This is a genomic window from Frankia sp. CcI49 (assembly GCF_001983215.1).
Classification (GTDB): domain Bacteria; phylum Actinomycetota; class Actinomycetes; order Frankiales; family Frankiaceae; genus Parafrankia; species Parafrankia irregularis.
In genome coordinates, this window is the sequence record NZ_MOWP01000017.1 from 315,332 (window position 1) to 328,523 (window position 13,192).

The following is a 13,192-nucleotide window of genomic DNA, read 5'->3' on the forward strand; positions in this document are numbered from 1 at the left end:
AGTAGGTGCCCCGGCGGCCGCATGGGCCGGGGCTTCGCCGTCCGAACCGGGGCCGTCCGTCCCGGGACCTTCGTCGCTCCCCGCCGCCGGACCGGCACCGGACCGGCACCGGGACCGCCGCGACGCGGCCGTGGGGGCGGCTTTGCCCGCTGGGGCGTGGGGCTTTGCCCGCCGGGCCGGCACGATCTGAGGTCAGGCTGGGGTCAGGCGGGTGTCACCGGCGCGTGGTCGATGACGAACGAGGCTGTGACATCCATCCCGGTACGTCCGGGTGACAGCGCGGTGGCGAGCCGGCGCCGGAGCTCGGCCGCGTCGGTGTGATGGCCGCTGGGGCCCATCAGGGCCAGCTCGACCAGTTCGTCCGCCGCCAGGTGGAGGGTGAAGGTCAGCGTCTCGGACGTCGGCTGGGCGAAGTGGCCGGCCAGCTCCGCCGCCAGGCGGTCCCGCTTGCCCGGGTGGATGCCGACCAGCCCGAGCGCGTCACGCAGCTCCACCAGGTGATCGTCGCCAGGGGTCACCAGGAGCAGCACGCCGCCGGGCCGCAGCAGCCGGCGCATCTGGGGCAGATTGCGCGGCGCGAACACGTCGAGCAGGACGTCGACGGAGGCGTCGGGCAGCGGCCAGCGGTCCGCGACGTCGAACGCGACCGCGCCGATGCGCGGATGGGCCCGGGCCGCCCGGCGCAGCGCGAACTTCGACACGTCCGCGGCGAGGCCGAGACGGTCAGGACAGTCGTCCACGATCGCCGCGAGGTGGTGCGCCGTCCCCGCGCCGATCTCAAGGGCCAGCTCGGGGCCGGCCGCCGCCCCCGCCGCCCCCGCCGCGAGCCCGGCGGGGCGGGCGGGGCGGGCGGGGCTCGCGCCGGGGGGCTTCCGGGCGAGCTGGGTGAGCCGGGAGGTGAGGGGTGCGAAGTGGCCACGGCCCAGGAAGTCCGCCCGGGCCCGGACCATCTCCGCGGTGTCCCCGACGACCCGCCTGGCCCGGCCGGTCCGCAGGTTCAGGTAGCCGGAACGCTCGACGTCGAAGGAGTGGCCTTCGGCGCAACGGAGCGCTCCAGGCGCCCCGGACCCGCCCGATGAGGGCGGGCCCGGCACCCCAGCCGGGCCCTGTGCTCCTGCCGGGCCCGGGGCGCCCGCCGGGCCGGGAGCGCCGGCGAACGGGCTCGCGCAGACCGGGCACCGCAGGCACCACAACGCTGGGTGGATCACTGCCGCGGCGAACCGGCGTCAGGCGCCGACGGAGCCGGCCGCGTTGCCCGTGGGCCCGTTGGGCTCGGCGTAGTCCACCCGGACGAGCTGATCGCCCCGGTAGACCGCGGAGGTGACACTCGCCAGGGCGCACTGCCGCCGGTCCGGGCGATGCCACAGGTGCTGGCCTTCCAGCGCGCGCCGGGCGGTCCACACCGGCAGCTGGTGGCTGACCAGGACCACGTGCCGCCCCGGGAAGGCGTCCCGCCACTCGGCGACACTGGCCAGCATCCGCTGCGCGATCTCGGTGTACGGCTCACCCCAGGACGGCTTCAGCGGGTTACGCAGCAGCTTCCACATCCGGGGGTAGCGCAGGACGGCGGGCCCGGCCTCGAACGACCGGCCCTCGAACGCGTTGCGGCTCTCGATCAGCCGCGGGTCGATCTGGAGCTCCACTCCGTGGGCTTCCGCGATCGGCGTGGCGGTCTGCCGGGCCCGCTCCAGCGGGCTCGCGACCACCACCGCGACGTCCTGCGCGGCGAGGTGCTCGGCGGTGACCTTGGCCTGCCGCTCACCGGTCTCGGAGAGCCGGTAGCCGGGCAGCCGGCCGTAGAGCACCTTCTCGGGGTTGAATACCTCCCCGTGCCGGACGAGATGGACCGTGGTGAGCTGTGGGCCGCTCACGCGGCACCGCCACCGGCCGGCTCCGAGCCGACGGCGACCGCCGCGGCGGCCCGCGCGGCCGCCGGGGCCGCGGACGCTATCCGTTCGACCGCCTCGTCGTCGTGGGCCGCCGAGAGGAACCACGCCTCGAACGCCGACGGCGGCAGGTAGATGCCCTCGTCCAGCATGGTGTGGAAGAACGCCGCGTAGCGCTCGCTCGCCTGCTCCTTCGCCCCCGCGTAGTCCACCACCGCGGCCGCCTCGGTGAAGAACACGCTGAACAGGGATCCGGCGCTGTTGACCAGGTGCGGCACGCCCTGCTCGGTGAGGGCGGTGGAGACGATGCCGGCCACGTCGGCGGCCCGCGCGTCGACGGTCGCGTAGACCTCGTCGGTGCAGGCGCGCAGGGTGGCCAGCCCGGCGGCCACCGCCAGCGGGTTCCCGGAGAGGGTGCCCGCCTGGTAGACGGGCCCGGCGGGGGCGAGCCGCGCCATCACGTCGGCCCGGCCGCCGAACGCCGCGGCGGGCAGGCCACCGCCCATCACCTTGCCGAAGGTGAACAGGTCCGGCTCCCAGCCCTGCTGGGCACCTTCCAGCCCCCACCAGCCGTCCCGGGAGAGCCGGAAGCCCGTCATGACCTCGTCGAACACCAGCAGGGCGCCGTACTCGTCGCACAGGCGCCGCAGGCCGGCGTTGAAGCCGGGCAGCGGCGGGACGACGCCCATGTTCGCGGCGACGGCCTCGGTGATCACTGCCGCGATGCTGTCGCCGCGCTCGGCGAACGTCGCCTTGACCAGTTCGAGATCGTTGTACGGCAGGACGATGGTGTCGGCGGTGGAGGCCCCGGTGACGCCCGGGGTGTCGGGCAGGCCGAGGGTCGCGACACCGGAGCCCGCGGCGGCGAGCAGCGCGTCGACGTGGCCGTGATAGCAGCCCGCGAACTTGACGACCGTGGAGCGGCCGGTGAACCCCCTGGCCAGCCGGATCGCGCTCATCGTCGCCTCGGTGCCCGAGTTGACCAGGCGCACCTGCTCCACGGGCCGGATCCGCTCGACGATGAGCTCGGCGAGCTCCACCTCGCCCGGGGTCGGGGTGCCGAAGCTGGTCCCCCGGGCCGCGGCCGTGGTGATCGCCTCGACGACCTCCGGATGGGCGTGGCCGAGGATCATCGGCCCCCAGGAACAGACCAGGTCGATGTAGGACCGGCCGTCGGCGTCGACGAGCCGGGGCCCGTCGCCGCCGACCATGAAGCGGGGAGTGCCGCCGACAGCGCGGAACGCGCGTACCGGGGAGTTCACTCCACCGGGGACAACCCGCTGGGCGCGCTCGAACAGATCCTCGGACGCCGGTGCGGCAGATGGAACCACCATGCTCCGATCCTCGCAGGTCTCGCCGGCCGGCACGCGTCCGGCGCGGCTACCCGAATCCGGGACGACCGGCCGCACCCGCCGGGTGGCTGGCCTGCCACCGAAAGCGGATGCGGTCACACCAGCCCGGCTACCGGCGACGGCAGCGGAAGTCACGGCAGGTGGCTGTGACAGGTGGCAGGAAGCAGGTGGCCGTGACAGGGCTACCCGCTCGAAGGCCGCCGGCGGACGGGGGTCTGCCCCGGCCGCCCACCGGCGGCGGCTCATGACGGCCAAAGGCGCATCCGCGCTCCACGCCGCACGCTCCGAGGGAGCCGCGCGGATGACGCCGCGTGGGTTCCGCGGCAGGCAGCCCTGGTCCGGTAGCGACCAGGAGCCTTGCCCGGCCGCTGGGTCGATGATATTCCGCCGCGCCGAACCCGGCTGAACGACGACGCCGCTTCCCCGCCAGGCGAATGCGCTGGCAGAGCCCGACCGCGGCCGACGATACGGCCCGCCGGAGGGTGATCGACAGGCATGGCTGTCCTAAGCGGCCTTCCTCACAGGAGCCGCCCTGTAGGAGCTTCTGCCTTCAGGGCGGCGGGTTTCGTGGGCCGCCCCGGTCACGGAACCGTGCCGGAGCCGCGCCCGTACCTCGTGCCGCGCCCGCGCCGCGCCGTGCCCGCGCCGCAGTCCGGCCGCGGTGTCAGACGCGCCCGGCGAGGGTGTACCCGGCCTCCGTGACCGCGGCGCCGACCGCGGCGTCGTCGAGCTCGCCGGTGCTGGTCACGCTCACCCGGCCGCTGGCGACCTCGATGTCGACCGAGCTCACGGCCGGCAGCTGGGAGATCTCCTCGCTGACGGCCGCAGCGCAGTGACCGCAGGTCATCCCGGTGACGTTGTAGGTGGTCACGATGCTGGTGACGGACATGGCGACGCCTCCCGATGATGTACTCGCGTGCCCCGGCGACATGCGCACGGAGCCGGGTTTCCGACCGTCAGAACCCTACGCCCATACCCTCCCCCCGTAGGGTTCCGACCGGGGGTCAGCCAGGACACACGGCACGTCGGCGCCCTCTAGTGGTACGCCTCGGCCCCCTTTCGCTTCCGCCGCTGCTACCCCGAGCAGAAGCAGGAACTGGCCGCGGCGGAGCCCGTCACGGATCGGTGGCCGATCAGGATCGCCAGCTGGCGGGAGGGGAAGTTCGCACTCCACGAACGCGGCCGGGCCTTCGAGCGCCCGGCGGCCCGCGAACCCGGTAGCCCGGTTTGGCAAGTCGCAAGAAACAAGGATTTTGGTCGTGCCGCCGACCAAAATCCTCAACTCTTGCGGGGTGGCAGATGAATCTGCGCCCCTTTTACGCCTTTTGCGGTGAATTGCTGGTGCTGAGCGGCGCTGCGCGGCGATGCGGGATCCTCGATGAGTGGTCATGCGGTCGGGGTTCGCATTCCGACAGCGCGACTCCGCCACGCTCATGCGCTGGTGGACCGGATCCGCCGCGCCTCAGAATTCCGCCACAGGCTCTGCAGCAACCGAAAATCCGCACTTCCTGCGGATTTTCAAGCGCCTTCGTGCCCGTTCATGCCTCCCGGACGGACGTCAGCCCCGGCTTGCGAGCAGGCCCGCGACCTCCGTCGCCCAGTAGGTGAGGATGACGTCCGCGCCGGCCCGGTGGATCGAGGTCAGCGTCTCCAGGATGGTCCGTTCACGGTCGAGCCACCCGTTGGCCGCCGCCGCCTCGACCATCGCGTACTCCCCGGAGACCTGGTAGGCGGCGACCGGGACGTCCACGGCGTCGGCGACGGCCCGCAGGATGTCCAGGTACGCCAGCGCCGGCTTCACCATCACGGCGTCCGCGCCCTCGGCCAAGTCCAGCGCCACCTCGCGCAGCGCCTCTCCGACCGACCGGGCGGGATCCTGCTGGTAGCCGGCGCGGTCGCCGAACTGGGGGGCGCACAGGGCCGCCTCCCGGAAGGGGCCGTAGAAGCCGGAGGCGTACTTCGCCGAGTAGGCCATGATCGGAATGTCGGTGTGCCCACCACCGTCGAGCGCGGCCCGGATCGCCGCGACCTGGCCGTCCATCATGCCGCTGGGGGCGACCATCTCGACGCCGGCCGCGGCCTGGGCGAGCGCGATCTGGCCGTAGCGCTCGAGCGTCGCGTCGTTGTCGACGTCGCCCGCGGCGGTGAGCAGGCCGCAGTGCCCGTGGTCGGTGTACTCGTCCAGGCAGAGATCGGCCATGATCACGATGCCGCCGCCGACCTCGGACACCAGGTCGGCGAGGGCGAGCTGGACGATGCCGGCCGGGTCGTCGGCGGCGGAGCCGCGGGCGTCCTTGTGCTCGGGCACGCCGAACAGAATGATCCCGCCGACGCCGGCCGAGACCGCCTCCGCGGCGGCCTTGCGCAGCGTCGAGCGGGTGTGTTGGACGACCCCGGGCATCGACGAGATCGGAACCGGCTCGGACACACCCTCCCGGACGAACATCGGCAGGATCAGGTCGGCCGGGTGCAGGCGCACATCGGCCACCATCCGGCGCAGGGCCGCTCCGCGGCGCAGCCGCCGCGGGCGCGCCGCCGGAAAGCCGGCGGGAGGACCCGCGGGCAGGCGCCCGGGTATGCCGCCGCTGACGCCGAAGCCGCCGGTGGCGCCGAAGCCGGCCAAGCCGCCGGTGCCGCTCACCGCCGGGAGCCTCGCCTCGGCTTGGGCAGGCGGGCGGCCAGCGGGCCGACCTTGCCGAGCTCCTCCCGGTGCTCGGCGGCGAAGTCCGCCAGCGCGGTCACCAGCGCCGGCACGGACGCCTCCGCGGCCTGGACGTCCACCCGCAGCCCGAGCTCCTGCGCGGTGGCGGCGGTCGCCGGGCCGATGACCGCGATGACCGTCGTCTCGTGCGGCTTGCCGGCGATGCCGACCAGGTTGCGCACCGTGGAGGACGACGTGAACACGACCGCGTCGACCCTGCCCCCCTTGAGGGCCTCCCGGATCGGCGCCGGCGGCGGGGCCGCCCGCACGGTGCGGTAGGCGGTCACCTCGTCGACCTGCCAGCCGCGGTCCTTCACCCCGGCGACCAGGGTGTCGGTGGCGATGTCGGCACGCGGCAGCAGCACCCGGTCGAGCAGGTCCAGCGACTCGTCGAACTCGGGCCAGTCCTCGAGCAGGCCCTCGCTGGACTGCTGGCCGGAGGGGATGAGGTCGGGCCGGATACCGAAGGCACGCAGCGCGTCCGCGGTCGCCTCACCGATCGCGGCCACCTTGACGCCGGCGAACGCCCGCGCGTCGAGGCTGCGCTCCTCGACCTTCTCCTGCACGGCCTTCACCGCGTTGACCGAGGTGAAGGCAACCCACTGGTAACGGCCGGAGACCAGGCCGGTGATCGCCCGCTCCATGGGGGCGGCGGTACGCGGCGGCTCCACGGCGATCGTGGGCACCTCCAGCGGGCTCGCGCCGTGGGCACGCAGCGAGTCGGAGAGGATCGCCGCCTGCTCCTTCGTGCGGGGCACCAGCACCGTCCAGCCGAACAGCGCGCGGGTCTCCCACCAGGACAGCTTCGGACGGGACCCGACCACCTGGCCGATCGAGATGACGACCTCGCTCGGCGGGGTCGCGGTCGCGTTCAGCATCGGGGCGGCGTCCGCCTCGATGCGGTCCAGCGTCGAGGCGACGGTGCGCTGGTCGGTGGTCGTTCCGTCCACGGTGACCGCGACCGGGGTGTCACCTGGGCGCCCGTGCTCGACCAGCGCGGTGGCCACCTTGCCGATCTCGGTGGGTGAGGCGGTGACGATCAGCGTGCCGGGCGCCCCGGCCAGTGCGCCCCAGTCGACGTCTCCCGGCGTGCTGGGCACACCGAGGCCACCGAAACCGGTCGGGGCACCGAGCCCGAGCGGTGCGCCGAAGCCGCCGACTCCCAGCGGGCCGCCACCGAGGCCCGACATCGGCCGCGCGCCGACACCGAGGCGGGAGGTGCCGAACGGGGGCGGCGTGAGCGGCCCGACCGGCTCGCTGCCCCCGAACGGGGAGCCGCTGTTCACCGAACCCGAGGACGAGAAGACACCCGACGTGCTCGCGAAGGTCACCGGCGAGCCCGGCGCCACACCGGCGTAGGTCGCCACCGCGGCCGACGTGGAGACACCCGGGACGACCCGGTAGGGAATCTTGGCCTTGGCCAGCGACTGCGCGTCCGCGGCGCCGATCCTCGTCAGCCACGGGTCGGACGCGTACAGCCGGACGACCTTCTCCCCGGCCCGCGCCCGGCTCACGACCGCGGCGGTCGCGGCCTCGGCGTCCCGGACCGGCTTGGGAGCGTCGAGGTCGCCGATCTTCAGGACCTCCGCCGACAACGACTCGATCACGGCCGACGGTACGTCCGGGTCCGCGACCACCACGTCGGCGGCGGCGAGAGTCTCCACGGCAAGGACCGTGAGCAGCCCCGGATCATGGGGTCCGGCGCCCACCAGGGCGACCGGGGACACGGGCTTCTTGGTACGTCGGGTGGCCATGCTCAGCTTGTTCCCATCAGCGTTTGTGCTCCGGCGGACAACATCTCGTCCGCGAGGCGCTGCCCGAGCGCCTCCGGGTCGACGGCAGAACCGGTGAGTTCGCACCGCAGGACCCTGCTGCCATCCGGCGCCGCGACCACCGCCCGCAGGCGGAGGTCACCCACGGCGGGCGCACCATCGCCACCTGTGGCCGGGCTCGAGCCGGTACTCGGGAGGACCCGGCCCAGGGCACCCACCGGAGCGGTACAACCGGCTTCGATGCCCGCCAGGAAAGCACGCTCGGCTCTGACCGCGACAGAGGACGGTGCGTCGTCGAGCACAAACCGTAGCAGCTCCGCGAGCCCTCCATCGATTCCCTGGCTCAGATCTGGTCCGCTCCGGACGTAGGATTGTCCGCTTTCCGCCAGCCCGCCACCAGCCGACCCACCACCAGCCAACGCGGCACCCGCCGGCCCGCCACTCGTCGGACTGCCACCGGCCAAAGCACCGTTCGTCAAAGCACTGCCCGCCAACGGAGCCACCGCGGTGCCCGCCGTCCGGAGGCACTCGATTGCCAGCGCGCCCTGGCCGGGAGCGGGCAGGATCACCTCGGAGGGGATGATCTCGGTCACCGCGTCGAGGCGGTCGAGCCGCTCCAGGCCCGCGTGCGCGAGGATGACGGCGTCCACCTCCCCGTCGATGGCCTTCTTGATCCGGGTGTCGACGTTCCCCCGGATCGGGACGACGTCGAAACCGAGCCCCATGGCGCGCAGCTGCGCCGCCCGGCGCGGCGCCCCGGTGCCGATACGCGCGTTCGGGCCCAGCCTGACCAGCCCGCGGCCGCTGGGTGAGACGAGGACGTCCCGGGTGTCGACCCGGGGTGGGACGGCGGCCAGCACGAGCCCGTCCGGGGTGGCGGTCGGGAGGTCCTTGAGCGAGTGGACGGCGAGATCGATCTCGCCGGACAACAGCGCCTCACGAAGCGCGCTCACAAAGACGCCCGTACCACCGATCTGGCTGATCGCCCCCTGCGACCGGTCACCGTCAGTCACGATCGGGACCAGTTCCACCTGGCAGCCGAGCCGGGCCCGCAGCGCCTCGGCCACGTGCCCCGACTGGGCCAGGGCCAGCGCGGAGCGCCTGGTGCCCAGGCGCAGCGGGCGACGTGTGAGCCAGGCGAACGACCGGGCGTGCGATCGGGCGTCGGGCTCTCGGGTGTCTGTCACGTTCTCTCCACCAGATCCAGGTCAGGTGCGGAGACAATGGCCGGCACGTCCCGTGGAAGGTCGAACAGCTCGCGCAGCGCCTCGGCGTAGCTGTCACCGCCCGGCGCCTCCGCGAGCTGCTGCACCCGCACAGTGGGCGCGTGCAGCAGCTTGTCGACGACTCTGCGCACCGTGCCGGAGACCATGTCCCACTCACGGTTGTCAAGATCGGGCAGGCGGGTGCGCAGCCGGTCGAGCTCGTCGCGCACCACAGCCGCCGCGTGTGCCCGCAGCGCCACCACGGTCGGGGCGACCCGCTCCGCCCGCCGCCGGTCGAGGAACCCGCCCACCTCGGCGGCGACCAGGGAGCGGACGGCCTCCACGTCATGGGAGACCTGCGCCCCGTCCAGGGCGACCCGCAGCGCCTCGATGTCGATCAGGGTGACCCCGGGAAGTTCCCGAACCGCGGGGTCGATGTCACGGGGAAGCGCGAGGTCGAGGAAGACCAGCGGGCGGCCGCCGCGGCCCTCGACGGCCGCGCGGACCTGGTCGTGGCTCACCACGTGCCCGGACGCCCCGGTCGACGAGATGACCAGGTCCGCCCGACCGATCTCGTGGGCGATGTCGCTCAGCCCGACCGCGCGGGCGTCATGGGTCTGGGCCACCCGCGCCGCGTGCGCCGCCGTCCGGTTCGCGACGACGACCTCGCCGGCGCCGGCACGGCGCACGGTCTGGGTGGCCAGCGAGCCGACCGCGCCCGCGCCGATGATCAGAACCCGGGCGCCGGCGAGCGGTTCCGCGTCGGCGGGCTCGGCCGGGGCGGTGAGCTCGGGCCGCAGCAGGTCCTCGACGGCGTCGGCGGGGTCGGTGCCCATGCCCGAGACAGGCACGGCGAGCACGTCGGGCCGACGGGCCTGCAGGTCGAAGGCCGCCATCCGGACACCCACCGAGACGATCGAGGCTCCCGCCGCGTCGATGGATGTCTCGCTGTGGGCCCGCTTACCCACCCGCAGCGCGTTCTGGAACAGCGCGCCGAGCGCCCCGCTCGTCACCTCGGCCGCCTGGGCCGCCCGGAAGGCCACCCGGACCTGGCCGAGGATCTGGGCCTCGCCGACGAGCATCGAGTCCAGGCCGCATACCACCGAGAAGAGGTGGCTGACCGCACGCGCCTCGTGATGGACGTACAGATGCGCCGCGAGATCGTTCATCGGCACGCCGCACACCCGGCTGAGCTGGTCCGAGATGTCGGCCAGCCCACCGTGGAAGGTCTCCACCTCCGCGTAGATCTCGGTGCGGTTGCAGGTGGAGAGGATCACCGCCTCGCTCACGTGATCGGCGGCCACCAGGTCGTGGAGCACCTTCGGCGTCTCGTCGGCGGAGACGGCGGCCAGCTCCAGCAGCGACGTCGGCGCGGTCCGGTGGTTGAGGCCCACCGCGAGCAGGCTCATTCGGCCTCACTCCCGCCGGCGACCACGGGCAGGGACACCCGCGACGGCCGCACAGCCGGCGTCGGCCGCGCGGCGGGGGTCGACTGCGCAGCCTGGGTCGACTGCGTAACCGGCGGCGACGGCTGCGTTACCTCCAACGGCTGCGCAGCCTGCTCCGGCGCCACCCGCGACGACGGTGACAGCACCCGACGAGTCATCCGCACGACCTCACCAGCCTCGTCATCCACGATTCCGCCCGGCCCCGGCTCACCACCGACGGCCCGCACCCCCGGCCGGGGGGGCAGGCCTGGCGACGGACGTTTGCGCGCTTCGTGAAAGGAGAGAATCTGCAGCTCCAGGGCAAGGTCGACCTTACGCACATCCACTCCCTCGGGCACCGAAAGCACCGTAGGGGCGAAATTCAGGATGCTGGTCACGCCCGCTGCGACGAGTCGATCGCAGACACCCTGGGCCGCCGCCACCGGCGTACAGATCACGCCGATGGTCACCTGGCAGTCCTCGATGACCGCTTCCAGCTCGTCGGCCGGACGGACGACGACCGCACCGACCCGCTCGCCCACCCGGGACGGATCGGCATCCACCAGGGCCGCGATCCGGAACCCGCGGGCATGGAAGCCGCCGTACCCGGCCAGTGCATGCCCGAGGTTACCCACGCCCACGAGCACCACCGAGCGGTCTTCGGTCAGGCCGAGCTCGGCCGAAATGCACTCCAGCAGGATGCCGACCTCGTAGCCGACCCCGCGGGTGCCGAAGGATCCGAGCTGGGAGAGGTCCTTGCGGACCTTGGCCGAGGTGACCCCGGCAGCGGCGGCGAGTGTGTCCGACGACACCGTCTGCACGCCACGCTCGCCGAGCCCGGTCAGCACACGCAGGTAGAGCGGCAGCCGGGCCACCGTCGCCTCGGGCATCGGCGATCTGCCCGACAGCCGCCCGGTACCCCGCCGTGGTGAACCCATCCGCGGCTCCCGACATCCCTCGACAGTGCGGACGGATCGCCGTGCCGCTGGGCACCGACCAGATCCGCGTGCCGACGCATTCCGCGTGCCGACACCCGAGCCTGCCGGCACCCGACCAGGCGTGCACGCCCGATTGGACGTCCACGCTCGACCCGGCGGCTACCACGGCCGACGACCGCGTCTGCGGACGCATCGATTCTACGACTTCGTGAAGTGATTCACGATGTTCTCGGAGCCTTCGGTCCGCCATCGCGATCGGACCCGCCCCGCTGCCGGGAGCCATCGGACCGCCCCGCCCGCCCGGTCCGCCACGACCAGCGGTCACCCGCCAGGGCACGACGCAACCGCTCCTCCTCGACCCGCCAGTACCCGTGTTCCCGGCCGTCCACGAGGATCACCGGCAGCCGGTCTCCGTAGGCGTCGGCGGTCTCGGGGTCGGCATCGGCGTCCATCTCCCGCCAGCCGACACCGAGCTCGGCGCTCACCTTCGCAATCACCACTCGTGCGTCATCACACAGATGACAGCCCGCCCGGGTCACCAGGACGATCCGAACGCCGGACTCCCCCGCTCCGCCTCCCTTACCGGGAGCGGAGCCGACCGCGGAACCGTCCTGGGGAGTCTGCGGGCTTCGACTGTGGTTCCGTTCGGACATCTGTGCACGGACGTCGATCACCTCAGCGACGATAGTGCTTCGACGCCGTCCGGTTACCTACCATCGGGTGACGATCCACTGCCCGTCGGCAGTCAGGCGCGCCGACGGTGCCAGGTCTGGCGTGGATGGAGACCCGGCTACACTCAGCTACCCGGCGGCTATGGTGGTGACGGTCACCAGGCCGTTTCCGGCATCAGCTCGGCCCGCGAACCGTCTCCGCCCGCGAACCGTCTCCACCCGCGACGTCCACGCTCGGGAGCCCGCATGTGCGCCACGACGTGCCTCACTCCCAGCGGGCTACTCGCCGGCAGCCCACTGGCTGTTGGGCCACTGGCTGTTGGGCCACTGGCCGTCGGGCCGCGCGCCGGCACCCCACGCGCCGACAGCTCATCGGCCCGTCATCTGCTCGGCCTGCTGCCGCTGCTCGGCGCGGCCGTGGCCATGGCCCGGGCGACCGCCGGGAACACCGCCAGCGTCGAGCCATCCGACCTGCTCGCCCAGGCCTCCGACGCCCGCGGTGAGGAGCTGGCCGGCCCGCGGGGGGAGGACGACCTCGTCCGGCGGGCCCGCCGCGGGGAGCGGGAGGCGTTCGGGCTCATCTACGACCAGCACGCCGACCTCGTCTTCCGCTATGCCTACTACCGCGTCGGCGGCAACCGCGCGGTCGCCGAGGACGTGGTGTCCGAGACGTTTCTGCGGGCCCTGACCCGGATCTCGAGCTTCGAGTGGCAGGGGCGCGAGATCGGCGCCTGGCTGATCACCATCGCCCGCAACCACATCGTCGACCTGGCTCGCTCAGGCCGCGCCCGGCTGGAGTTCCCGACCGCCGACCTGCTGGCCACCGCCGACGAGCGGGTGGGCTCGGGCACGGTGGTCCCCGGGCCGGAGGACACCGTGCTGTCCGCCATCGAGCTGCGGGAGCTGCTCCAGGCGCTGAGCTCGCTGGGCGCCGAGCAGCGGGAGTGCGTCACGCTCCGGTTCCTGCAGGGGCTCTCCGTGCGCGAGACCGCGCTGGCGATGAACAAGAAGGAGGGCGCGGTGCGAGCGCTGCAGCTGCGGGCCGTGCGTACCCTCGCCCGGCAGCTGCCCGCGCCCCGCGGGGACTGACCCGCACGGTCAGCCGTTCCGTCCGTGGGCCGTCGCACGTCGTAGGCTGACTGCGCCGCTCGACGAGCCGGGACGGCCGGAGGCAGTGCCAGCCGGAGGCACTGCCGGGGGCATCCGCGGGCGAGGCGCGGCGGGCCGGGCCGGAGGCCAC

11 protein-coding genes are annotated in these 13,192 nt (G+C 73.4%); 1 reads left to right on the forward strand and 10 read right to left on the reverse strand.

Annotated elements, in window-relative coordinates; all coding sequences use genetic code 11:
• Nucleotides 1-203: 203 nt before the first annotated feature.
• The 10 genes from CcI49_RS16760 to CcI49_RS43315 form a co-directional block, all read right to left on the reverse strand.
• Entirely contained in the window at nucleotides 204-1,208 is a 1,005-nt protein-coding gene (locus CcI49_RS16760) for a methyltransferase domain-containing protein (protein WP_083749538.1), read from the reverse strand.
• 18 nt (nucleotides 1,209-1,226) lie between these two features.
• Nucleotides 1,227-1,871 (reverse strand): histidine phosphatase family protein, encoded by a 645-nt coding sequence (locus CcI49_RS16765; protein ID WP_054571703.1) that lies wholly within the window; start codon nucleotides 1,869-1,871, stop codon nucleotides 1,227-1,229.
• Nucleotides 1,868-3,220, reverse strand: a complete 1,353-nt coding sequence (hemL, locus tag CcI49_RS16770) for a glutamate-1-semialdehyde 2,1-aminomutase (RefSeq protein WP_054571704.1) — start codon at nucleotides 3,218-3,220, stop codon at nucleotides 1,868-1,870. The genes CcI49_RS16765 and hemL overlap by 4 nt, the downstream gene beginning before the upstream one ends.
• A gap of 682 nt (nucleotides 3,221-3,902) precedes the next feature.
• Complete coding sequence (locus CcI49_RS16775) at nucleotides 3,903-4,127, reverse strand: heavy-metal-associated domain-containing protein (protein WP_054571705.1); 225 nt, start codon at nucleotides 4,125-4,127, stop codon at nucleotides 3,903-3,905.
• Nucleotides 4,128-4,796: 669 nt separating this feature from the next.
• Nucleotides 4,797-5,816, reverse strand: a complete 1,020-nt coding sequence (hemB, locus tag CcI49_RS16780; protein WP_277872737.1) for a porphobilinogen synthase — start codon at nucleotides 5,814-5,816, stop codon at nucleotides 4,797-4,799.
• A 59-nt stretch (nucleotides 5,817-5,875) separates the two neighbouring features.
• Nucleotides 5,876-7,693 (reverse strand): uroporphyrinogen-III synthase, encoded by a 1,818-nt coding sequence (locus tag CcI49_RS16785; RefSeq protein ID WP_054567992.1) that lies wholly within the window; start codon nucleotides 7,691-7,693, stop codon nucleotides 5,876-5,878.
• Nucleotides 7,694-7,695: 2 nt separating this feature from the next.
• Nucleotides 7,696-8,829, reverse strand: a complete 1,134-nt coding sequence (gene hemC, locus CcI49_RS16790) for a hydroxymethylbilane synthase (protein WP_347280125.1) — start codon at nucleotides 8,827-8,829, stop codon at nucleotides 7,696-7,698.
• A 65-nt stretch (nucleotides 8,830-8,894) separates the two neighbouring features.
• The gene (locus tag CcI49_RS16795; protein ID WP_054567994.1) at nucleotides 8,895-10,325 is read right to left on the reverse strand and encodes a glutamyl-tRNA reductase; all 1,431 of its coding nucleotides are present in this window, start codon (nucleotides 10,323-10,325) and stop codon (nucleotides 8,895-8,897) included.
• On the reverse strand, nucleotides 10,322-11,281 hold the full coding sequence (locus tag CcI49_RS16800; protein WP_054567995.1) for a redox-sensing transcriptional repressor Rex: 960 nt from the start codon (nucleotides 11,279-11,281) through the stop codon (nucleotides 10,322-10,324). Before CcI49_RS16800 ends, CcI49_RS16795 begins: the two co-directional genes overlap by 4 nt.
• Before the next feature lie 218 nt (nucleotides 11,282-11,499).
• The gene (locus CcI49_RS43315; RefSeq protein WP_277872738.1) at nucleotides 11,500-11,820 is read right to left on the reverse strand and encodes a glutaredoxin family protein; all 321 of its coding nucleotides are present in this window, start codon (nucleotides 11,818-11,820) and stop codon (nucleotides 11,500-11,502) included.
• Between the two features lie 378 nt (nucleotides 11,821-12,198).
• On the opposite strand from CcI49_RS43315, the gene CcI49_RS16810 reads away from it, so the two are divergent.
• Complete coding sequence (locus CcI49_RS16810) at nucleotides 12,199-13,041, forward strand: sigma-70 family RNA polymerase sigma factor (RefSeq protein WP_054567996.1); 843 nt, start codon at nucleotides 12,199-12,201, stop codon at nucleotides 13,039-13,041.
• Nucleotides 13,042-13,192 lie beyond the last annotated feature (151 nt).